Origin of the sequence: Methylobacterium sp. CCH7-A2 (genome assembly GCF_001557075.1) — a bacterium.
Taxonomy (GTDB): Bacteria; Pseudomonadota; Alphaproteobacteria; order Rhizobiales; family Beijerinckiaceae; genus Allobosea; species Allobosea massiliensis.
In genome coordinates this window covers 46,104-66,933 of record NZ_LSKN01000099.1, presented here as the reverse complement: position 1 = coordinate 66,933, position 20,830 = coordinate 46,104, and the positions used below count along the sequence as shown (strand labels likewise).

Annotated in this window: 23 protein-coding genes, 2 tRNA genes and 1 pseudogene; 16 read left to right on the top strand and 10 right to left on the bottom strand. The window is 69.1% G+C overall.

The genetic code is table 11. The annotated features are described in order from the left end of the window. Nucleotides 1–130: 130 nt before the first annotated feature. Both AX750_RS08535 and AX750_RS08530 read left to right on the top strand, forming a co-directional pair. On the top strand, nucleotides 131–616 hold the full coding sequence (locus AX750_RS08535) for a pyridoxamine 5'-phosphate oxidase family protein (RefSeq protein WP_066725717.1): 486 nt from the start codon (nucleotides 131–133) through the stop codon (nucleotides 614–616). Beyond that, a complete protein-coding gene (locus AX750_RS08530; protein WP_066725716.1) occupies nucleotides 616–846 on the top strand; it encodes a hypothetical protein in 231 nt (76 codons plus the stop codon). Before AX750_RS08535 ends, AX750_RS08530 begins: the two co-directional genes overlap by 1 nt. Nucleotides 847–867: 21 nt before the next feature. On the opposite strand, the gene AX750_RS26830 is transcribed toward AX750_RS08530, so the two are convergent. The 4 genes and pseudogenes from AX750_RS26830 to AX750_RS08515 form a co-directional block, all read right to left on the bottom strand. Continuing rightward, a complete protein-coding gene (locus tag AX750_RS26830) occupies nucleotides 868–1,089 on the bottom strand; it encodes a DUF2497 domain-containing protein (RefSeq protein ID WP_245282353.1) in 222 nt (73 codons plus the stop codon). A 261-nt stretch (nucleotides 1,090–1,350) separates the two neighbouring features. Next, nucleotides 1,351–1,449: pseudogene (locus tag AX750_RS27140) on the bottom strand (DUF2497 domain-containing protein); the annotation flags it as partial. A gap of 173 nt (nucleotides 1,450–1,622) precedes the next feature. Continuing rightward, complete coding sequence (locus tag AX750_RS08520) at nucleotides 1,623–3,020, bottom strand: TolC family outer membrane protein (protein ID WP_066725715.1); 1,398 nt, start codon at nucleotides 3,018–3,020, stop codon at nucleotides 1,623–1,625. Between the two features lie 163 nt (nucleotides 3,021–3,183). After that, nucleotides 3,184–3,822: a hypothetical protein gene (locus AX750_RS08515; protein ID WP_066725713.1), complete on the bottom strand. Its 639-nt coding sequence runs from the start codon at nucleotides 3,820–3,822 to the stop codon at nucleotides 3,184–3,186. Nucleotides 3,823–4,137: 315 nt separating this feature from the next. Here AX750_RS08515 and AX750_RS08510 point away from each other — a divergent pair, with 315 nt between their 5' ends. Next, the gene (locus tag AX750_RS08510) at nucleotides 4,138–4,866 is read left to right on the top strand and encodes a hypothetical protein (protein WP_156446674.1); all 729 of its coding nucleotides are present in this window, start codon (nucleotides 4,138–4,140) and stop codon (nucleotides 4,864–4,866) included. Nucleotides 4,867–4,919: 53 nt separating this feature from the next. Here AX750_RS08510 and AX750_RS08505 read toward each other — a convergent pair. Beyond that, nucleotides 4,920–4,993 (bottom strand) — tRNA-Cys (locus tag AX750_RS08505). Between the two features lie 163 nt (nucleotides 4,994–5,156). Here AX750_RS08505 and AX750_RS08500 point away from each other — a divergent pair. Together AX750_RS08500 and AX750_RS08495 are read left to right on the top strand one after the other, a co-directional pair. Then, nucleotides 5,157–5,231, top strand: a tRNA-Asn gene (locus AX750_RS08500). Between the two features lie 141 nt (nucleotides 5,232–5,372). After that, nucleotides 5,373–6,833: a deoxyribodipyrimidine photo-lyase gene (locus tag AX750_RS08495; RefSeq protein ID WP_066725705.1), complete on the top strand. Its 1,461-nt coding sequence runs from the start codon at nucleotides 5,373–5,375 to the stop codon at nucleotides 6,831–6,833. Nucleotides 6,834–6,836: 3 nt separating this feature from the next. On the opposite strand, the gene AX750_RS08490 is transcribed toward AX750_RS08495, so the two are convergent. Next, a complete protein-coding gene (locus AX750_RS08490) occupies nucleotides 6,837–7,640 on the bottom strand; it encodes an SDR family NAD(P)-dependent oxidoreductase (protein WP_066734595.1) in 804 nt (267 codons plus the stop codon). Between the two features lie 162 nt (nucleotides 7,641–7,802). On the opposite strand from AX750_RS08490, the gene AX750_RS08485 reads away from it, so the two are divergent. The 10 genes from AX750_RS08485 (at nucleotide 7,803) to AX750_RS08440 (ending at nucleotide 16,879) form a co-directional block, all read left to right on the top strand. Next, nucleotides 7,803–8,519 carry an alanyl-tRNA editing protein gene (locus AX750_RS08485; protein ID WP_066725699.1) on the top strand — a complete coding sequence of 239 codons (717 nt, stop codon included), beginning with the start codon at nucleotides 7,803–7,805 and terminating at the stop codon, nucleotides 8,517–8,519. 49 nt (nucleotides 8,520–8,568) lie between these two features. Further along, a complete protein-coding gene (sseA, locus tag AX750_RS08480) occupies nucleotides 8,569–9,426 on the top strand; it encodes a 3-mercaptopyruvate sulfurtransferase (RefSeq protein WP_066725696.1) in 858 nt (285 codons plus the stop codon). Between the two features lie 187 nt (nucleotides 9,427–9,613). Beyond that, nucleotides 9,614–11,158, top strand: a complete 1,545-nt coding sequence (locus AX750_RS08475) for an MFS transporter (protein ID WP_245282349.1) — start codon at nucleotides 9,614–9,616, stop codon at nucleotides 11,156–11,158. Nucleotides 11,159–11,218: 60 nt separating this feature from the next. Beyond that, the gene (locus AX750_RS08470; RefSeq protein ID WP_066722269.1) at nucleotides 11,219–11,737 is read left to right on the top strand and encodes a cupin domain-containing protein; all 519 of its coding nucleotides are present in this window, start codon (nucleotides 11,219–11,221) and stop codon (nucleotides 11,735–11,737) included. Between the two features lie 140 nt (nucleotides 11,738–11,877). Further along, nucleotides 11,878–12,660 (top strand): molybdate ABC transporter substrate-binding protein, encoded by a 783-nt coding sequence (gene modA / locus AX750_RS26825; protein ID WP_245282348.1) that lies wholly within the window; start codon nucleotides 11,878–11,880, stop codon nucleotides 12,658–12,660. After that, complete coding sequence (gene modB / locus AX750_RS26820) at nucleotides 12,657–13,355, top strand: molybdate ABC transporter permease subunit (protein ID WP_066722273.1); 699 nt, start codon at nucleotides 12,657–12,659, stop codon at nucleotides 13,353–13,355. Before modA ends, modB begins: the two co-directional genes overlap by 4 nt. Next, nucleotides 13,352–14,446, top strand: a complete 1,095-nt coding sequence (gene modC, locus AX750_RS08455) for a molybdenum ABC transporter ATP-binding protein (protein ID WP_066722274.1) — start codon at nucleotides 13,352–13,354, stop codon at nucleotides 14,444–14,446. Before modB ends, modC begins: the two co-directional genes overlap by 4 nt. Nucleotides 14,447–14,522: 76 nt before the next feature. Further along, nucleotides 14,523–14,939 (top strand): LysR family transcriptional regulator, encoded by a 417-nt coding sequence (locus tag AX750_RS08450; protein ID WP_066722348.1) that lies wholly within the window; start codon nucleotides 14,523–14,525, stop codon nucleotides 14,937–14,939. Next, nucleotides 14,936–15,340: a Cu(I)-responsive transcriptional regulator gene (cueR, locus tag AX750_RS08445; protein WP_066722276.1), complete on the top strand. Its 405-nt coding sequence runs from the start codon at nucleotides 14,936–14,938 to the stop codon at nucleotides 15,338–15,340. Before AX750_RS08450 ends, cueR begins: the two co-directional genes overlap by 4 nt. A 117-nt stretch (nucleotides 15,341–15,457) precedes the next feature. Then, a complete protein-coding gene (locus AX750_RS08440; RefSeq protein ID WP_066722278.1) occupies nucleotides 15,458–16,879 on the top strand; it encodes a M20 family metallopeptidase in 1,422 nt (473 codons plus the stop codon). Between the two features lie 35 nt (nucleotides 16,880–16,914). Here AX750_RS08440 and AX750_RS08435 read toward each other — a convergent pair whose 3' ends face one another. From AX750_RS08435 to AX750_RS08420, 4 genes are all read right to left on the bottom strand, one after another. Beyond that, complete coding sequence (locus AX750_RS08435) at nucleotides 16,915–17,514, bottom strand: hypothetical protein (protein WP_066722279.1); 600 nt, start codon at nucleotides 17,512–17,514, stop codon at nucleotides 16,915–16,917. 98 nt (nucleotides 17,515–17,612) lie between these two features. Further along, nucleotides 17,613–18,197, bottom strand: a complete 585-nt coding sequence (locus AX750_RS08430; RefSeq protein WP_066722280.1) for an amino acid synthesis family protein — start codon at nucleotides 18,195–18,197, stop codon at nucleotides 17,613–17,615. 150 nt (nucleotides 18,198–18,347) lie between these two features. Then, a complete protein-coding gene (locus AX750_RS08425) occupies nucleotides 18,348–18,935 on the bottom strand; it encodes an amino acid synthesis family protein (protein WP_066722286.1) in 588 nt (195 codons plus the stop codon). Nucleotides 18,936–18,945: 10 nt separating this feature from the next. Further along, nucleotides 18,946–20,136, bottom strand: a complete 1,191-nt coding sequence (locus tag AX750_RS08420; RefSeq protein ID WP_066722288.1) for an amidohydrolase family protein — start codon at nucleotides 20,134–20,136, stop codon at nucleotides 18,946–18,948. 157 nt (nucleotides 20,137–20,293) lie between these two features. On the opposite strand from AX750_RS08420, the gene AX750_RS08415 reads away from it, so the two are divergent. Continuing rightward, nucleotides 20,294–20,788 carry a MarR family transcriptional regulator gene (locus AX750_RS08415; protein WP_066722289.1) on the top strand — a complete coding sequence of 165 codons (495 nt, stop codon included), beginning with the start codon at nucleotides 20,294–20,296 and terminating at the stop codon, nucleotides 20,786–20,788. Nucleotides 20,789–20,830: the final 42 nt, after the last annotated feature.

Below are 20,830 nucleotides of genomic sequence, written 5' to 3'. Positions count from 1 at the left end.
CCGAAAGGTCGCCGGACTTAAGAGCGCAACCCGCCCCCCCGCGTCAACCGCTGGCGGCAACCGCGAGGTCGCGCCAAGGAACCAGCGCGGCCCCTGCCGGTTGAACCTGCAATCCAGCAGGAGCTTCACCATGACCCATCACACCGACCAGACTCAGGTCTGGGACCTTATCGACGATATCAAATTCGCCATGCTCGTGACCCATGACGGCGAGGGCGACGAGCTGCGCGCCCGCCCGATGCACGCCCATGGCGAGCGTGACGAGGACACGATCTACTTCCTCACCGATCGTCGCCACCACAAGGATGACGAGATCCGCATCAATGACAATGTCTGCGTCGCCTTCGCCGACAACAGCGGCATGCGCTACGTCTCCGTCACCGGCACGGCGACCGTGGTCGACGACCGCGCCAAGGTGAAGGAGTTGTGGGATCCGAGCAACAAGGCCTTCTGGGACAGCGAGGACGATCCGAACATCCGCGTGTTGCGCGTGCGCCCGTCCATGGCCGAGTTCTGGGCGAGCCCGGGCAAGATCGTCACCACGGTGAAGATGGCTGCGGCAGCCCTCACCGGCGCCAAGCCCGATCTCGGCGTCAACCGCAAGGTGGCCCTGTGATGAACCTGCTCGTCCACGCCGTCGGCGCCTGGATTGCGGCGGAAGCCGCCTCCGGTCGCTATCCCCGCCCCGTCGCAGTCGGTCTGTCGATGCTCGTGTCGCGCCTCGGCGCTCCGACGATGGCGATGACGGTCATGGCACTCGCGATCAAGCGGCTCAACGAGGCCGGCGCCTTCGAGCGCCTGAAGACGCCCGCGGTCGAAAGCCGGCAGCGCCTCGGCGACCGCTGAGACGGACGCGCGGCTGGTCGCTTAGTGACGGCCGCCGCGCGCGACCCGCTCGATCTCGGCACGCACCAGTCGCTCGACCATCGTCGGGAGGTTGTCATCGAGCCAGGTCTTGAGCATCGGCTTGAGCATGTCCTTGACGAGATCCTCGAGCGTTCGCGCATTGTTGGTCAGCACCGTATGCGCGAGCTGGCCGAAGGCGCTGGTCACGGCCGAGCTGGTCTGATCGGACAGCAGTTGCGCCATGTCGAAGGCGGGTGGCGGAGGCGCAGCCGCAAAGGAGGGGGCAGGCTCCGGCGCGGGGGGCGGAGGCGGTGGCACAATCGCCACGGGCTCCGGCTCCGGCGGCGGAGGCGGCTCCAGGAAGTCGACATCACCATCGGCTGGCGGGACGGCCTCCGGCTCCGGCGGCGGGACGAGCGCGGCTTCAGCGCCGAGATCGAGAACGTCATCCTCGATCGGAGGCGGCGGTGGTGGCTCCTCGGCGATCGGCGCGGCTTCGACGCCGGCTTCCGCCGGCTTGACCTCATCATCGGAGATGATCCGCCTGATGGAGGCGAGGATCTCCTCCATGGAGGGTTCGTTGGCCTTCGGTTGCGCGCTCATCTGATCCGGACCACTCGACTCCGGGCGCACCGACAGAATCAACGCCGCCCAGCCATCGAGTATTTCACGCAGGCGACGTCAGGCAAGGCGCAGGCCGGTTCAACCCACAGGGAAACCGCCCCTGTTGCGCGAATGTCGACAGGCGAGGCTGGAGCGCAGCGCTCCGGCCAGTCTTAGCGACCGGACGGAGTCTCGGTGCCCCAGAGCAATCCCTTGACCTGCTCGTAGTGGCGCCGCTCGTCATAGACCTCGGTCCGCAGCTTCAGCGTCGTCGCGGAGAGCCGTCCGATGGCCGACAGCACAGAATAGGACGCTACCACCCGATCGCGCTGGGCCGTCACCAGCGTCGAACGCGCGCTCACCAGTTCCTGCTGAGCGTTCAGCACGTCGAGCGTGGTACGCTGGCCGACCTTGGCCTCCTCGCGAACGCCGGCGAGCGCCGTTTCCGCCGCCTGAACCTGAGCCTGCGCCGCCACGATCTGCGCCTTGGCCGCCTCTAGGCTGCCCCAGGCCGAGACGACCGCGGCTCGCACCGTGTCGCGCTGGGTGTCGACCTCGATCCGCCGCTGGCCGGCGGTTTCCTTGGCCTGCCGCGTCCGCGAATAGACTTGGCCGCCCTCGTAGATCGGAATCGTCAGTGTGCCGACGACGCTGGCCGAGGCGCGGTTGTCGCCGAACTGGGTCGAATCGTAGCGCTGCTGCACGAGACCGCGCACGCCCAGAACAGGATAGAGGTCGGCCTCCGTGACCTTGACCTGCAGCTCCGCCGCATCGACGCCGTGCAGCGACGCGACGATCGCCGGATGGCCCGTCAGCGCCGTATCGAGCGCCGCCGGCAGCGACTTCGGGAGCAGATGCTCCACCGGCCTGCCGGGTGCTAGCTGCTTCGGCTCGGCGCCGACATTCTGGCGGTAGCGCGCGATCGACGTCTTCAGATTCGACTCGGCCAGGATCGCCTGGGACTGGGACTGCGACAGCCGTGCCTCGGCCTGCGCGACGTCGGTGCGTGTCACCTCGCCGACCTGAAAGCGGTCGCGGGTCTGGCGCAGCTGCTCTTCCAGCACCTCGACGTTGTTGCGGTTGAGCGTGAGGATCGCGGTGTCCCGCAGCACGTTCATGTAGGAGGTCGCCGCGTCGAGCAGCACGTTCTGCTCGGTATTGCGCAAGGTGGCGCGGGCACCGAGAACCTGCGACTCGGCCTGGCCAACCGAATTGCGGGTCTTGCCGCCGTCGAAGATGTTCTGATCGATCTGGACGCCGCCGCCGCGCGGAGCGAGCCGGGTCGTGGACGTCCGGCCGCCCGGCACATTGGCATCGGTGATGCTGGCGCCGATATCGGCGGAGGCCGTGACCCTCGGGCGATAGCCCGACAGCGCCTGCGGTACGTTCTCATTGGTCGCACGGAGCGAGGCGCGCTGCGCATTCAGCGTGGGATTGCCGGAGTAGGCGCGAGACAGTGCCGCTTCCATGGTCTGCGCCAACGCACCCGGGGCAACGCTCGATGCGAGCACCAGTCCGAGCGCGGCGAGCGAGAGCCTGCCGAATGTTCCGTTCTTAATCCGTCGTGTCACCGGACGCCTCATGTGCGGACTCGAGTCGCGCCCAGGCATCGCCCCAGCCTCGGCATACAAAGAGAGCGTTACATAGCCCGGCCCGGCCCGAGCGCCAACGCGCCGTTAGCGACCGCAGCACGAAGAGTGGGTCGGTGCCGCAAAAATGCGACACCGCGCGAATTTAGAAGACGAATGCCGGTTTCTTGCGGAACTCGGCCAGAGCGGGCGCTGCAGCGTCGAAAACCGGGCGTCCCGAAACGCCGCCGGACGTCTTCTGATAAAGCTTCACCCGTGCCGCTCGTCCGAGCCCCTCGACCACGATCAGCCGCCCGCCGTCGCGCAGCAGCGGGAAGAGCTCCTCCGGCGGAACCTCACAGGCGCCTGCGACGAGCACGGCGTCGAATCGATCATCGCCGGGCCCATCCGCCGTCATTGTGACGGCGAGACCGGCGGCCGCGACGGCTGCCTTCGCCAGATCGAGGGCGGCGGCATCGGTCTCCCAGAGGGTCGCGTCGGCGCCCATCTGCGCCATCAGCGCGGCGCCGTAGCCGCTGCCTCCGCCATATTCGAGCACCGCCTCGCCCGGCTGCACGTCCAGCACTTGGATCATCCGAGCCAGCACCATCGGCGTCATCAGCGCCCGGCTCGTTCCCGGCAGCGCCACCGTCTGGTCCAGATAGGCGAGATGGGAGAGAGAGGCGGGCAGGAACGCCTCGCGCGGCACGCTGTCGGCCGCAGCGAGCACGCTGCGATCCGTCACGTCATAGGTCCGCAGCTGGCAATCGACCATCATGCGGCGCAGCGCGGCGAAACTCTCCATGGCGCGAAATCTCCGTCCGCCGAAATCCTGAGTCCGGCCGGCGTTGGGAGGGCGCTCGCGCCCGTGCCGGCCGCCATGCCAGCCATCGCTGCTTTCTGTTCGAGCGCGCCGCAAAAGGCAAGACGCCGGGCTCGCCCGTCGTCCGCGCGGCAATCTCGCGCATAGCGCGCAAAGCCGCGTCGGCACCAAGCGCGCCGCCCTGTCCGGCAACGCGAACATGACCTAACGTCATGTCGATTCGGTTGGGTGGATGTGATGTTCGATACGAAGTCGCTGTGCGTGGCCGTTGTGGAACGAGCGGATGTGGCGACGGCCTTGACGAGCACCGGCCACTCGGGAGCGCGCTATCTTGCGGCCAACAATGGCTATCTCGCCCTGACGGAACGTGTCTGGGGTGAGCTTGAGGGCCGTTCGCCGATCAGCGCCGGCGCGGCGATCGGCGACCCCGATCGCGACCGCCGCCTGTGGCTGCTGGACCGCAATGGCTACTATGACTGCGAGCAGGCGGTCATCGGCGCAGCCTCCGGCCGCCGCGTGCCGGTCGAGATCAGCGCACAGCGCGTCTGGTGCAGCGGCATCGCCTGCGACCTCGAATTTTTCCGGCCGCTGGCGCTGCCGCAGACGGGCGCGGCCATGGCCCCGCCCGGTCCGCGCGCGGCCTTCCTGCCCGAGCTCGAAACCAATCTGCGAAAGCTGACGCCCTTCGACCGGACGATCCTGATCCGGCGGATGCTGACAGCCGTGGCCGAAGGCGGAATCCTGATTGCGCGAGTCGATCCGAACCCGGCCATCACGCGTTATTCCGACACGCTGCGCGGCAGGCTTGCGGCCTATATCGCGCCGGGCCGGAGCGAGATCGCGGTGAAGCTGGATTTTTCGGCGTTGGACGAGGCGGCCGCCGAGCGGCATCTGCTGGAATTGGCGGCGGAAATCTGGAGCCTGATCCGCTTCACCAAGGATCCCGAGACAGCTGGCATGCTGGAGAGGCTGGTCGCCCCCTATACGCTGCCGACATCGCCCGTCGTCGCCCGGCTGGGCGACTGACCCGGCATGGACACGGCGTCGATCAGGGTAACGATCACGGTATCGGGGGATTTTGGAGGCCTCGCCCGGAATCGAACCGGGGTGCAAGGATTTGCAGTCCTCTGCGTAACCACTCCGCCACGAGGCCTTCCGTCGGCGCCGCGCTGCGACGTCGATGGCCGCAATAACCATAAGCCGCGGCGCGCTGCAACAGCCAAGCATCATGCACAGGCCCGACGTCGCCTTTCCGTCATCGATCGACGGAAAGGGGTTGCGTCCCCCGGACGGCGTCGCTATACGCCGCCCACCGATCCCGGATAGCTCAGCGGTAGAGCAATCGACTGTTAATCGATTGGTCGCAGGTTCGAATCCTGCTCCGGGAGCCAGCGATTTCGAAAGGCTCGGGCGTCGCCGCCCGGGCCTTTTTGCTTTGCTGAGGAAATCGGGGCTTGCGACGCCTGGCCTGCTTCGTCCTGCCACAGCCGACCGGCTGGCGCGGCAGGTAACCTCGCGTTACCTCTGCGCTGATGTCCCTCTCGCCTTCACCCTCGATCCACTGGTTCCGCGACGATCTGCGCCTCGCCGACAACCCGGCGCTGGCGGCGGCCGTGGCTGCGGGACCGACGCTGTGCCTGTATATCCTCGACGAGCGACCGGAGCGGCGGCCGCTCGGCGGCGCCAGCCGGTGGTGGCTGTCGCGCTCGCTCGCCGCACTCTCCAGCGAGCTGGAGCGCAGGGACGGCGCCCTGCTCCTGCTGCGAGGCGACCCGGAAACTCTCCTGCCGAAAGTGGCGGAGATGATCGGCGCCGCTCTCGTCACCTGGAGCCGCCGCTATGACGGCGACTCGGTCGCGCTCGACGCCCGCATCAAGAGCGAACTTCAAAACGGCGGCCGGCAGGTCTCAAGCTTCAACGCGGCGCTGCTGAATGAGCCCTGGCAGGTCACCACCAAGACCGGCGACCCCATGAAGGTGTTCACCCCCTATTGGCGCGCCGCCCGCGCTCGCGGCGAGCCGCCGGCGCCCCTGCCCGCACCCGTCCGAATCGCCACACCGGCCCTGCCCGCCGGATTGACCGCGCTCGCCGTCACCCGCGAGGATCTTGCCTTGGAGCCCCATGCGCCCGACTGGGCGGGCGGCCTGCGCGAGGCGTGGACGCCGGGCGAGGCTGGCGCCGCCGCCGCGCTCGAACATTTTCTGGCGGGGCCGCTCGCCGGTTATGGCGAAGACCGCAACCGGCCCGATCTGGCGTCGACCTCACGTCTGTCGCCGCATCTGCGCTTCGGCGAGATCGGCCCCCGCCAGGTCTGGCATGCGACCCACAGCGCCGTCGAAAGCGGGGCGGCAGCTGCTCCCGAATCCGATGCCGAGAAATTCCTCTCCGAGATCGGCTGGCGGGAGTTTTCCTACCATCTCCTCTTCCACAATCCTGATCTCGCGACCCGCAACTACAATCCGCGCTTCGATGCCTTCCCCTGGCGCCATGACGATGCCGCACTGGAGGCCTGGCGGCGCGGGCGCACCGGCTATCCGATCGTCGATGCGGGGCTGCGCGAGCTCTGGACCACCGGCTGGATGCACAACCGCGTCCGGATGATCGTCGCCTCCTTCCTGATCAAGCATCTGCTGATCGACTGGCGCGAGGGCGAGGCCTGGTTCTGGGACACGCTGGTCGATGCCGACCCCGCCAACAACGCCGCGAGCTGGCAGTGGGTCGCGGGCTCCGGTGCCGACGCCGCGCCCTATTACCGGATCTTCAACCCCGTGACGCAGGGGCTGAAATTTGATCCCCGCGGCGCTTATGTCCGCCGCTGGATCCCTGAGATCGCGGCGCTTGGCGATGCCGAGATCCACGAACCCTGGAAGGCCTCCACCGCCATCCTGCGCCGCGCGGAGATCGAACTGGGCGTGACCTATCCGCGCCCGATCGTCGATCTCGATGCCGGCCGCCAGCGGGCGCTGGCGGCGCTGGCCGCCACCAAGGGCTGACGCTCAAAGCGGCCGGGCGCCGCCGCGACGTGACGCCTGCCGCAGCAGCCAGAAATAGGCCGGATAAGGCAACAAATTCAGCAGCTTCATCGGCCAGGACAGCCGGCGCGGGAAGGTGATCTCGAAGCCGCTCGAGGCCAAGCCTTCGACGATCCGCCGCGCCGCCGCCTCGGGCGGCATGATGAAGGGCATCGGCACCGCCTTGGGGCGCGTCATCGGCGTTGCCACCCAACCCGGATTGACGAGCTGGAGCGTGATGCCGGCTCGGTCGCAGTCGAATCTCAGCGTCTCGCAGAGATGGATGACGGCCGCCTTTGAGACGCCATAGGCGGAGGCGCCCGGCAGCCCGCCATAGCCGGCGACGGAGGCGTTGACGGCGATCTGCCCGCGGCCGCGCGCGCTCATCCGCTCCAGAAGCACCGAGAGCCCGCGTGCGACACCGACGAGATTGACCGCGATGATTCGCTCGAACGCCTCCATGTCGAGGACTCCGTCCGAATCCGGCGCGATGCCGGCATTGAGGAAGGCGAGCGCGATCGGCCCCTGCACGCTCTCGACCCCTTCGATGACGGCCTTCATCGAATCGGCGTCGGTGATGTCGCCGGCATGGGCGAGGATGCGGCCGGGCAAGCCCTCAGCGCGGCGCGCGATGTCCTCCAGCAATTCGAGGCGTCGAGCGGTAATCGCGACGGTCCAGCCCTGTCGCGCGAGTTCGAGCGCGACGGCCTCACCGATGCCGGAACTGGCTCCGGTGATCCAGGCGACGCCGTCGCCGGGCCGCATCCGCTGCGGGGACTGGCGCTGCATCGATCGGACCCTCACGGATGGCACGGATGGCCTATCTAGGCGGAGCCGCGGCGTGACGGAAGTCCCGGCACAAGCCGAGGTGGCGTCGCGGCCACGTCCGGTGCAATCTCCGCTGCCCTGCCCGACCGGCCCCGCGCCGGCCCTGCCACGAGTTGCCCGACCATGACCACCGCCCTGCTCTTCCGCGACGACGCCTATCTCGCCGAGACTCCCGCCACCGTGCTGGCGATCAATGAGCGCGGCGGTATTGAACTGGACCGGACGGTCTTCTACGCCACCGGCGGCGGCCAGCCCGGCGATGCCGGGCTGCTGCGCCGGGCCGACGGCTCGACCATCACGATCGGCAGCGCGGTCTATGGTCCGCAGGACCGCAGCCGCATCCTGCATGTGCCGCTGGACGGCCAGCCCGCGCCGCAGCCGGGCGAAGCGGTGACCGCCGTGCTCGACTGGGAGCGCCGCCTCAAGCGCATGCGCATCCACACCGCGCTGCATCTGCTCAGCGTCGTCCTGCCCTTCCCCGTCACCGGCGGCGCGATCGGCGACGGCGACGGGCGCCTCGACTTCGATATTCCCGAGGGCGGACTCGACAAGGTCGAGATCGCCGAAAAGCTGAACGCGCTGGTGGCGCGCAACGCCGCCGTGACGGAGCGCTGGATCACCGATGCCGAGCTCGACGCCAATCCCGGCCTCGTCAAGACGATGTCGGTCCAGCCGCCTCGCGGCTCGGGACGCATCCGGCTAGTCGCGATCGGTGACATCGATCTCCAGCCCTGCGGCGGCACCCATGTCCGCAACACCGCCGAGATCGGCCTTGTCGCGGTCACGGATATCGAGAAGAAGGGCAAGCAGAACCGCCGCGTCCGGATCGCGCTCGCCTGAGGGCAGGCGCGCCCCCAAAGCCAGAAACCGAATTCAGGGAAACGCAGAGATGGCCAGCGACACCGTTTTCGTCTCGACCGACTGGCTCGCCGAGCGCCTCGACGCGCCCGACATCGTGGTCGTCGACGGCTCCTGGTATCTGCCGGTCCATGCCCGCGATCCGCATGCGGACTATGCCGAGCGGCGCATTCCCGGCGCGGTGCGCTTCGACATCGACGCGGTCAAGGACACCGGCTCCGACCTACCGCACATGCTGCCACGCCCGGAAGCCTTCGCCGCCGCCGTCGGCGCCATGGGCATCGGCGATGGCATGCGCATCGTCGTCTATGACGGGCTTGGCCTGTTCTCGGCGCCGCGCGTCCGCTGGACGTTTCGGACCTTCGGCGCCAAGGACGTGGTCATTCTTGAAGGCGGCTTCCCTAAATGGCAGGCCGAGAATCGCCCGATCGAGCTGGGCCCGCCGCGCAGCCGCGCCGCGCGCAGCTTCACCGCCCGTCTCGACCATTCCGCCGTCGCCGATGCCGGCGACATCGCCCGGGCGCTGACGGAGGGAACTGCGCAGGTGGTCGATGCCCGGCCGGGCGACCGCTTCCGCGGCGAGGCGCCGGAGCCGCGCGCCGGCGTCCGCTCCGGCCACATGCCCGGCTCGCTCAACCTGCCCTTCCCGGCCATCGTCGAGAACGGGCAGCTCCGGTCGCCGGAGGCCATCGCCGCCGCCTTTGCCGAGGCGGGCGTCGATCTCGACCGGCCGCTGATCACGAGCTGCGGCTCGGGCGTCTCGGCGGCGATCCTGTCCACGGCGCTGGAGACGATCGGCAAGCCGGCCCGCGCCCTCTATGACGGCTCCTGGGCCGAATGGGGCGCGAGCGACCGCCCGATCGCGACGGGGCCGGCCAAGCGCGGTTAGAACACGGAGGCGCCGCGTCATTGACCGGCGCCGGCAGAGAATACTAAACCGACAAGGTAACCATCCTGAACAGCTGGCGACACCGTCTGCTGTCACAGGCGGGTCGTGGTGCCCGTCATAAGGCTCTTCGCCCATACCAACCGAGAGGCGGCTGCGACCGTCGCGGACAGCAGCACGGACAGCGACGATGACACCCGGCCCCGAGATGACGGCAACCGCGCCCAAGGCGACGCGCCGGGACTGGCTGGGGCTGGCCGTGATCGCCCTGCCCTGCCTGCTCTATTCGATGGACCTCACCGTCCTGAACCTCGCCATCCCGCAGCTCAGCGTCGATCTCAAGCCGAGCGCGGCGCAACTGCTCTGGATCGTCGACATCTACGGCTTCATGGTCGCGGGCTCGCTGATCACAATGGGTACGCTCGGCGACAGGATCGGGCGGCGCAAGCTGCTTCTGATCGGCGCTGCCGCCTTCGGTCTGGCCTCGGTCCTCGCCGCCTTCTCGACCAGCGCCGAGATGCTGATCGCGACCCGCGCTTTGCTCGGCATCGCCGGCGCGACGCTGGCGCCCTCGACGCTGTCGCTGATCCGCAACATGTTCCTCGATCCCAAGGAGCGCAGCTTCGCGATCGGCATCTGGATCGCCAGCTTCTCGGCCGGCGGCGCGATCGGCCCGCTCGTCGGCGGGCTCCTGCTGGAGCATTACTGGTGGGGCTCGGTCTTCCTCGTTGGCGTGCCGGTGATGATCCTGCTGCTGGTGCTCGGCCCCTTTCTGCTGCCGGAGTTCAAGGACCCGAACGCCGGCCGGGTCGATCTCGCCAGCGCGGCGCTCTCGCTCGCGGCGGTTCTGGCGGTGATCTACGGCATCAAGCATCTGGCCGAGCATGGGATCGCCTGGCGGGCCGCCGCCGCGATCATCGCCGGCCTCGTCATCGGCGGTGTTTTCCTGCGCCGGCAGCGCCGCCTCTCCGATCCCTTCCTCGACCTGCGGCTGTTCCGCAATCCGATCATCAGCGCGGCGCTGGCGATCAATGTGCTCGGCTTCCTGTTCCTGTTCGGCAGCTTCCTCTTCATCGGCCAATACTTCCAGCTGGTCAGGGGCTTCACCCCCCTCGAGGCCGGGCTCTGGAGCCTGCCCTCCGCGCTGGCCTTCATCCTGGGCACGCCGATCGTGCCCGTCCTGGCCCACCGCTTCCGTCCGGCCCAGATCATGGCGGTCGGGCTGATCATGGCGGCGCTCGGCTTCGCCCTGCTCTCGCGCATCGACACGGGCTCGAGCGTCAGCCTCGTCGTCGTCGCCTCGGTGATCTTCTCGCTCGGCTTCACCCCGGTCGTCGCTCTGACGACGGAACTCGTCGTCGGCAGCGCCCCGCCCGAGCGCGCCGGCTCGGCCGCGGCGATCTCCGAAACCAGCCTGGAATTCGGCGGCGCCGTCGGCATCGCCATCCTCGGCAGCATCGTCACCGCCGTCTATCGCAGCCAGATGGCGCTGACCCAGCCAAGCGGTATGGCCCCCGACGCCGCCCGCAGCGCCGCGGCCACGCTCGGCGGCGCCGTCGCGGAGGCGGCGCGGCTGCCGCCCGATCTCGCATCGAGTCTTCTCGCGGCGGCGAGGATGGCCTTCGTCGCCGGCATGCAGCTCTCGGCGTTGGTCGCGATGGTCGGGCTCGTCGTCACCGCGATGACCGCCCTCGTCCTGCTGCGCAACGCGACGGCCGCTTCGCACCACGGCTGAGCGCCGCGCGGTTTCCCTCGCGCCCCGCCTGCCCTACCCTGGCGCCAGAGGAGCCGACCGATGAGCGATCACGACCACCCGCACGATCACCCGCACGACCATGAGCATGGCGGCGAGCCGCGCTGGAAGCATGATGGCGTGCGCGTCATCAGCGGCGACAGGCTCGATCCCAACACCGCCCAGACGCCTGGCATGTTCCGGCAGGCGGCGATCAACCATGCCCGCGTCGGCGCGCAGAAGATCTGGGCGGGCACGGTCTCGATCCAGCCCAATGCCAAGACCGGCGTGCACCATCATGGCGAGCTGGAGAGCGTGATCTATGTGGTCCGCGGCAAGGCGCGGATGCGCTGGGGTGAGCGGCTCGAATTCGTCGCCGAGGCCGGCCCGGGCGACTTCATCTACGTGCCGCCCTTCGTGCCGCACCAGGAGATCAACGCCGATCCCGACAACCCGCTCGAATGCGTGCTGGTCCGCTCGGACAACGAGGCGGTGGTGGTCAACATCACCGATGTCGACCCGGTCGAGGCGCCGGAATCGGTCTACTGGGTCGACCCGATCCACAAGCATCCGCCGGGCTGACGCGCACTACAACCTCAACCATCGCCATCCAGACGCACGCGCCTTGACTCGCCACGCCGCCCTCTGCGACCATCGCTGTATACGGCGAAACACAGCGCCATGTTGCGGAGGACCCTCGGATGCTCAGGCGGCGCGCTCTTATGGCAATGGCCCTGGCTGCGGCCTTTGGCCTCGCATCGGGCAGCAGCCAGGCGCTCGCCCAGCCGAAGGAACTCGTGATCTTCGCCGCCGCCAGTCTGAAAAACGCGCTCGACGAGGCCGCCGCCGGCTGGGCCCGCGAGACCGGCAAGCCGGCACCGAAGATGTCCTATGCCGCGAGCAGCGCATTGGCGAAGCAACTCGAAGCCGGCGCCCCGGCCGATCTCTTCCTCTCGGCCGATCTCGACTGGATGGATCATGCCGCCGGGAAGGGCCTGATCCGGCCCGACACCCGCGTCACCCTGCTGGCCAACCGCATCGCCCTGATCGCCCCCTCGGATTCGACCGCCACCATCGCCAAGGGGCCGGGCCTCGATCTCGCCGCCGTTGTCGGCCAGGGCCGCCTGGCCATGGCGAATGTCGACTCCGTGCCCGCCGGAAAATACGGCAAGGCGGCGCTGGAGAAGCTCGGCGCCTGGGATGGCGTCAAGGACAAGCTCGCCCAGGCCGACAATGTGCGGGCGGCGCTGCTGCTGGTCTCGCGCGGCGAGGCGCCGCTCGGCATCGTCTACACCACCGACGCAGCCGCCGATCCGAAGGTGAAGGTGCTGGCGACTTTCCCGCCGGATTCGCACCCGCCGATCCTCTATCCCGTCGCCGTAACCAGGGATTCGACCCATCCCGACGCGGTCGCATTCCTCGCCTATCTGCGCGGCGCGGGTCCGAAAGCCGCCTTCGAGAAACAGGGCTTCACCGTTCTGAACAAGGCCGCCAACGCGACGTGACCGACTGGCTGTCCCCGGAAGAATGGGCGGCGGTCCGGCTCAGCCTCCTCGTCGCCAGCACAGCCATGCTCGCGAGCCTGCCTTTTGGGATCGCGGTGGCGTGGCTGCTGGCGCGCGGCCGCTTCTGGGGCAAGTCGATCCTCGATGCAGCCGTGCATCTGCCGCTGATCCTGCCGCCGGTCGTCACCGGCTATCTGCTTCTGATCTGGTTCGGCAGACGCGGACCGGTCGGACAGGTTCTGCATGACTGGTTCGGAATCGTGCTCTCCTTCCGCTGGACGGGCGCCGTGCTGGCCGCGGCCGTGATGGGCTTCCCATTGATGGTGCGGGCGATCCGGCTCTCGATCGAGGCGGTCGACCGCAAGCTGGAAGACGCTGCCGGCACGCTCGGCGCGAACCCGGCCTGGGTGTTCGCGACCGTGACGCTGCCGCTCTGCCTGCCCGGCATCCTCGCGGGGATGATCCTCTGCTTCGCCAAGGCGATGGGCGAGTTCGGCGCCACCATCACCTTCGTCTCGAACATCCCCGGCGAGACCCAGACACTGCCCTCGGCGATCTACACCTTCACCCAGGTGCCCGGCGGCGAGGCCGGCGCGACGCGGCTGACGCTGATCTCGATCGCGATCTCGGTGTCGACGCTGTTTGCCTCCGAGGCGCTGGCACGGCTGGCCTCACGGCGGGTCGGCGCCGCATGACGACCGGGCTCGACATCGTCGTCCAGCACCGGCTCGGGGCCTTCACGCTCGACGCGACCCTGCGCTCTCAGGGCGGCCTGACCGCACTCTACGGCCCCTCCGGCTCCGGCAAGACCTCGCTCGTCAACGTGATCGCGGGGCTCATCCGTCCCGAAGCCGGCCATGTCCGGCACGACGGCGAGGCACTGTTCGACCGGGCGGGCGGCGTCTTCGTGCCGCCGCATCGCCGCCGGATCGGCTATGTCTTCCAGGAGGCGCGGCTGTTCCCGCATCTCAGCGTGCGCCGCAATCTGCTCTTCGGACGCTGGTTCGCGCCGCGCGGGAAAGCCGATCGCACTGATCTCGCGGCGGTTCTGGACCTGCTCGGCATCGGCCATCTGCTGGCGCGCCGGCCGGGCGACCTCTCGGGCGGCGAGAGGCAGCGGGTGGCGATCGGCCGGGCGCTGCTGGCGCGCCCCCGCCTGCTGCTGATGGACGAGCCCCTTGCCTCGCTCGACGAGGCGCGCAAGGCCGAGATCCTCCCCTATATCGAGCGCCTGCGCGACGAGGCCGGTATCCCCATCGTCTATGTCTCGCATGCGCTGGCCGAGGTCGCGCGGCTGGCGACGACGGTCGCAATCATCGAGGCCGGCAGGGTCACGGCCTGCGGACCCGCTGCCACGATCCTGTCGCGTCTCGATCTCGCGCTCCGGCCGGGATCGCCCGAGCCGAGTTCGCTGATCGAGGGCTTTGTCGGCACGGTCGATCCCGCCTTCGGGTTGACGCGGATCGAGACACGCGCCGGCGCGATCGAGGTCGCGCGAACGGGGTTGCGCCCCGGCAAGGCGATCCGGGTCCGCATCCTCGCCGGCGACGTCATGATCGCGCTCGCTCCGGTCGCCGGGATCAGCGCGCTCAACCAGCTTCACGGCACGGTGGCGGAGATCGCCCCTAGCGGAGGCGACGGCTCCGGAACCGTCGATCTGGGAATCGACTGCGGCGGCGAAAGGCTGGCGGCGCGGCTGACCCGCAAATCGCTCGTCACGCTCGGGCTCGGCCTCGGCAGCCCGGTCGTGGCGATCGTGAAGAGCGTTTCCATCGAAACGCCCTGAAGGGCTTTGGCCGATGGTCGCCTTGGGCATTCGGCCTCCCATGCCTATCATCGGAACCATGCCCGAGAACTCCACCATGCCCCAGCCGCCCGCAACCCGCCCCGCATTGAAGCTCGGCCTGCGGCTCGATTTCACGCCCGGTGGCCGGCTCGGCCCCGGCAAGGCCGATCTGCTCGAGGCCATCGGCCGCACGGGCTCGATCTCGGCGGCGGGCCGCGCCATGACCATGTCCTATCGCCGGGCCTGGCTGCTCGTCGACGATCTCAACCGCATGTTCCGCCAGCCGCTGGTCGAGGCCCAGCCCGGCGGCGCCCAGGGCGGCGGCGCAAGGCTGACACCGCTCGGGCACGAGGTCCTGTCGCATTACCGGGCGGTCGAGCGCATGGTGCTGGAGGCGGCGGCCGCGCCGATCGAGGCGCTGCGTGGCGCGATCGATCCGACACCACGCCCGGCCAAGCCGCAGCCGGCGGAAGCGCAGGAGACGACGCCATGAACATCGGCGAGGCGGCGCGGCAATCGGGCGTCAGCGCCAAGATGATCCGCTATTACGAGAGCATCGGCCTGATCGAGGCGCCGCAGCGCACCCAGGCGCAGTACCGCGTCTATGGCCGGGACGATCTGCACACGCTGCGCTTCATCCGCCGCGCCCGCCATCTCGGCTTCTCGCTCGACGAGACGCGCGCCCTGCTCGCCCTCTGGCGCGACAAGAGCCGCGCCAGCGCCGATGTGAAGCGGCTCGCCATGGACCATGTCCGCGATCTCGAGGCCAAGGCTGCGGAGCTCCGGGCCATGGCCGAGACACTGCGCCATCTCGCCGAAACCTGCCATGGCGATGGCCGGCCCGACTGCCCGATCCTCAGCGATCTCGCCGCGCCGCCCGCCGCCTGCTGCTGAGCCCAGCCTGTCCGCCATGCATGAAATGGCCCCTGGCTCGCCTCGGCCATGCGTCTGCCGGCTGGACGGGAGCGGGCTCGATTGGTCATATGCCGGCCTGACTAAGGCAGGACCATCATGGACAACCGAAACGATCTCTGGCGCCACGTCGATGCCAACAAGGAGCGGCTGATCGCCCTCAGCGACAGGGTCTGGGGCATGCCCGAGGTCTGCTACACCGAGACGCGCTCCAGCGCCGAGCACGCCGCCGAGCTGGAGCATCAGGGCTTCCGCGTCACCAAGGGCATCGCCGACATCCCGACCTCCGTGATCGGCGAGGCCGGCGAAGGCGGGCCCGTGATCGCCTTCATGGGCGAGTACGACGCCCTGCCCGGCCTGTCGCAGGAAGCCGGCGTCGCCAGCCATTCACCCGTCGAGGTTGGCGGCCACGGCCATGGCTGCGGCCACAACCTTCTGGGCTCCGCCGCACTGCTCGCCGCCGTGGCGATGAAGAACTGGCTCGCCGAGAACAAGCTGCCCGGCCGCGTTCGCTATTATGGCTGCCCGGCCGAGGAAGGCGGCGCCGCCAAGGCCTTCATGGTCCGTGCCGGCGCTTTCGACGATGCCGATGTCGCGATCTCCTGGCACCCGTCGAGCTGGTGGGAGGTGGCGCCGCCGCTGGCACTCGCCAACACTCGCGCCGATTTCGTCTTCACCGGCCGCACGGCGCATGCCGCCGCCGCCCCCCATCTCGGTCGCAGCGCGCTCGATGCCGTCGAGCTGATGAATGTCGGCGTCAACTACATGCGCGAGCACATGCCCAGCGACGCCCGCGTCCACTACGCGCTGCTCGACACCGGCGGCATCGCCCCCAATGTCGTGCAGGCCCATGCCCGGGTGCGCTACTCGATCCGCGCGCGGGACCTGCGCGGCATGCTCGAACTCGTCCAGCGCGTGAAGAAGATCGCCGAAGGCGCGGCGCTGATGACCGAAACCAAGATGGAGATGCGCATCGTCAGCGCCGTCTCCGACCTGCTCGGCAACACCCCGCTCGAGCAGGCGATGCATGGCGTGATGGAAGAACTCGGCCCGCCGCATTTCGACGACGCCGACCGCGCCTTCGCCCAGGAAATCCGCAAGACGCTGCAGCCGCAGGAGATCGCCTCGATCTGGCGCACGATCGGCATGGAGGACACCGGCGCCCCGCTGGCCGATTTCCTCGTCCCGCTCGACGCCCAGCGCAACCCCGCGATCGGCTCGACCGATATCGGCGATGTCAGCTGGGCGGTGCCGACCGTGCAGGCCCATGCGCCGACGGTGGCGATCGGCACGCCTTTCCACACCTGGCAGGTCGTCGCCCAGGGCAAGACGCCGGCCGCCCACAAGGCGATGGTCCATGTCGCCAAGGCGATGGCCGCGACCGGCGCCGCCGTCCTGCTCGACCCCGCGCTGCTGGCCGCCGCCAAGGCCGATCACAAGAAGCGCTTGGGCGCCGAGGGCTACACCTCGCCGCTGCCGCCCGAGGTCAAGCCGCCGCTGACCATGTCGCTCGGCGGCTGAGACGGACAAGAGGGGCGGATCAGTGTCGGTCCGCCCTATCGCGTCCCAGTCGCCGCCGTGCGATGAAAGATTGCCGTCGTGGCGTAGAGCGGGATGCGCCGGACCAGATTCTGGATGATGGCACCGGCGCTGCCGTAATCGCCGGCATACTCGCCGATGTTCGGATCGAAGATGTGGATCCGGCAGTCGAGCCCGTAGGGACGCTTCTCGATCCGGTTGATGCCGGCGATGGCATGGCCGCCGCCTCCCGAGAACCGCATCGACCAGGTCGCGGCAGCCCCGGGCTCGCGCAGATCATCGGTGACCTTCCGCAGCAGCCCCTGGCGTCCGACATGCAGCTTCATGTCGACGAAGGTCTGTTCCTCGTAATCGACGCCGACGCGCGCGCCCATGTGCCGCCGCGCATCCTCGCGGCCGAGGGCATTGCGCAGCCGTCCGTAGCGGCGCTGATGGGCTTCCGCACGGCTGAAATCGACGGCGAGCGCCTGCAGGCGTAGCCGCGGCGCCGCGCCGGGCGCCTGGAACAGCGACTGCAGCCAGAGATCACAGAGGGCGACGCAAACCCCGCCGCGCGTTTCGGGGTCGCTCGCGTCGAGAAATTGCCCCTGCTGGAAGCGTGTAAGGGTGAAGGTCATGGCGGCTCCATCCGGCGGAGCGATCTTGCTCCGCGCTATGGTCGCGCCACCGGGCGATGCGGTTTCCTCGCGCTGCGATTTGCAGGCAGCCCCTGCGCTCAGCGCAGCCCGTCCTCGCCCTTGATCTGGTCCTTGGTCAGCCCGCCGATGCGCGGCAGCGGCCGGCCTGAATCGGTGACCGCGATCGCGACCAGGATTTCGCCGGCGCGCGGGGCATCCGTCACCCGCACCTCGACGGCATCGAAATGCGAGCGGACGAAGGCTGCATCCTTGTGGCCGAGCGGCACGTCGATGGGCGTGCCGAGCCCGCCGCGCTTCTTGGCGGAAGGGATCAGCGCCGGGCCCTTGCCGAGCGCGGCGCGCACCGGAGTGCCCAGCTTTGGATGCAGGATCGCCGCCGCATGCTCCAGCTCGCCGCCCTCGCCGACGATCGCCGCCTTGCCGAAGCTCTCGGCCTGGCTGGGCTCGATCCCGAGTGCCGCAAGGCAGCGCTTCGTCAGGAGATCGCCGAGCTCGACGCCGATCTCTGTCAGCTCCCCGAGATCGTCCCGGTAGCCGCCCGCAAACGGGTTGGCGATCACCGCGACCGAGACGGCGCGCCGCGTCGGCGGCGAGACGGATCGGCCCCCCTCAATCAGGGTTTCGTCGACCTGGGTCAGGATCTTGCGGATGGTCGCGGGCATGAGGGGCTCCGGGCGGTCTTCTATCGAGGTTTCCGCGTCATGGTCGGGCTTGTCCCGACCATCCACGTCTTCATCTGGCGAGATCGGGGCTCGAGGCGTGGATGCTCGGCACGAGGCCGAGCATGACGGAGAGCTTCCCGCGCTCTTGCATCACCGCTGCCCGTCCCAGACGCTGATCTGGTCGGCGCGCAGGCCGCCGACGCGCTCATGGATGCGCGCACCCGTAGTCATGACGAGGATGAGAACCATCTCGTCGGCCTGGGGCGAGCCCGGCACGCCGATCTCCACCGCGCCGAAATGGCTGCGCACATAGCACGCGTTGATATGGGTGACGGGAATGTCGATCCGCGCCCCCGGTCCGGCGACCTTCTTGGTCGAGGGGACGATCGCCTTGGCGTTGCCCAGGATCTCGCGCATCGCGTAGCCGCCCGGGACATGCCAGAGCGCGCCATGCTCGAGTTCGCCGGCCGAGCCGACGACGGCGCCCTTGCCATAGCCCTCGACGGTCGCGGGATCGCCGCCGAGCGCGTTGAGGCAACGCGTCGCCATCTCCAGCCCCGCGGGCTTGAGCGCCTCCATCATCGGCAGGATGTCGGGCTCGTAGCGGCCGGCATAGGGGTTGGTCAGCACGGCGCAGACGGAGGCAATGCGCTCGGTCCGACCCGGCAGCGGCCCGAATTCGTGGAAGATCTCCTCCACGGTGGTCTGGATGCAGCGGATCTCGACGAGCACGCTCATGGGACGCCTTTCAAACCACGGCCGGGGCGCTGTGCGAGGGCGGCGTCGAGCGCGAGCGTCCGGTCCGCACCAGCCCGTCGATCACCACCATGCCGATGCCGGGAATATCGCCGAGCGACACCGCCTCCAGCAGATCCTTACCGGACGAATGCTGCGGCTTGTCGAGGAAGACGAAATCGGCCGGATAGCCGACTGCGATCAGCCCCGCATCGAGCGAGCGCCGGCGCGCAACATTGCCGGTGGCGAGGCAGAAAGCCTGCTCGGCCGGCAGCCCGCCGAGGCTCGACAACAGCGTGATCATCCGCAGCACGCCATTGGGCTGGACGCCGGAGCCCGCGGGCGCATCGGTCCCGATCAGCACATCCGCCAGCCGCCCGGCCTCGCGTGCGGCCTCTAACGCGACCAGTGCCGATTTCTCGTTACCGTTATGGACGACCTCGAGCGCGCCCTTCGCCTTCTCGCAGAGGATGCGGATGTCGCCATGGGCGATCGAGGTCGGCCCGCCATTGATGTGGCTGACGACGTCGGGCTGGGCTTCCAGCACGTCGTCCTTGTTGACGAAATGCGAGCCCGCGATCGAGGGGCCACCGGTGTGCATGATCGATTCCAGCCCGATCTCGCGGCACCAGTCGGCGACGCGCTTGGCGTCGGGCCCTTTGGCGACGGTGCCGAGCCCGATCTCGCCGATATGGCGGATGCCGAGCGCCTTCAGCTCCTCGAAGACCTCGCGGCCGAAATCGAGCTCGGCCACCGGCGCCCCCGCGATCACCTTGGCGCCGGCGGGCCGGAAATTCTGGAAGCAGCGTTGCGCGGTGACGGCCAGGGCCTTGACGCCGATCGCATCCTTCGGCCGGCCCGGGAGATGCACCTCGCCGGCCGAAACCAGCGTGGTGACGCCGCCATTCACGCCCATCTCGATCCAGCCGAGCTGGTTCTGGCGCGGCGTCCAGTCGCCGAACACGGGATGGCAATGGGAATCGATCAGCCCCGGCGACAGGCCCGAGCCTTTCGCGTCGATCACGCTGTCGGCGCTGGAGCCATCGAGATCGGAGGCCCGGCCGATCGCCGCGATGCGCCCGTCGACGACGACGATCGTGTCGGCATCGAGGATCGGCTTGTTCAGATCGCCCGAGAGCAGCAGGCCGATGTTGCGGATGACCAGCTTGCCCTTGGGCGTTCCCGCCGCGACGTCGTGAGCCATCTGGATCTCCGCAGCCCTCCCGCCGGCACCCTACGGGACAGGCGGCGATTGAATGTGTAATAACAATCATGGAGAGGCCCGCCGCCGCTGGCAAGGCCCTCGCGAGGCCGCCGGCTTGCGCCCGGAGGCACGCCGCCGAGGAGGCTAGGATACGGCCATGACGCGCACCGAATCCCCTGTCGCCGAGCTCGATGACGAGCCGCCTGCCGACCCCGCCCGGCGGGGCCGCAAGCCGGCCGAGCCCTATGTGCTCGAGGAGCAGGTCGGCTTCCTGATGCGGCGCGCGCAGCAGCGCCACATCGCGATCTTCCAGCGCATCATGGGCGAGGACGGCCCGACACCGACCCAGTTCGCCGCCATGGCCAAGCTGGGCGCGGGCGAGGAAATCTCCCAGAATCAGCTCGGGCGCATGACCGCGATGGACCCTGCGACCATCAAGGGCGTGATCGCGCGCCTGGCCGAGCGCGGGCTGGTCGAGCGCCGGCCGGACCCGGACGACCAGCGCCGCGTCCGCGTCCGCCTGACGACGGCCGGGCTGGAGGCGATGCCCGCTTTGACCGAGAAGGCGCGCGCCATCACGGCCGCCACCCTCTCGCCGCTCTCCCGCGAGGAGGCGGAGCGTCTGCTCGCGCTGCTCGCGCGTCTCGATTGAGCAGCGCCTGCCCGCAAAATCCGCTTGCGCCACCTTGTTTGT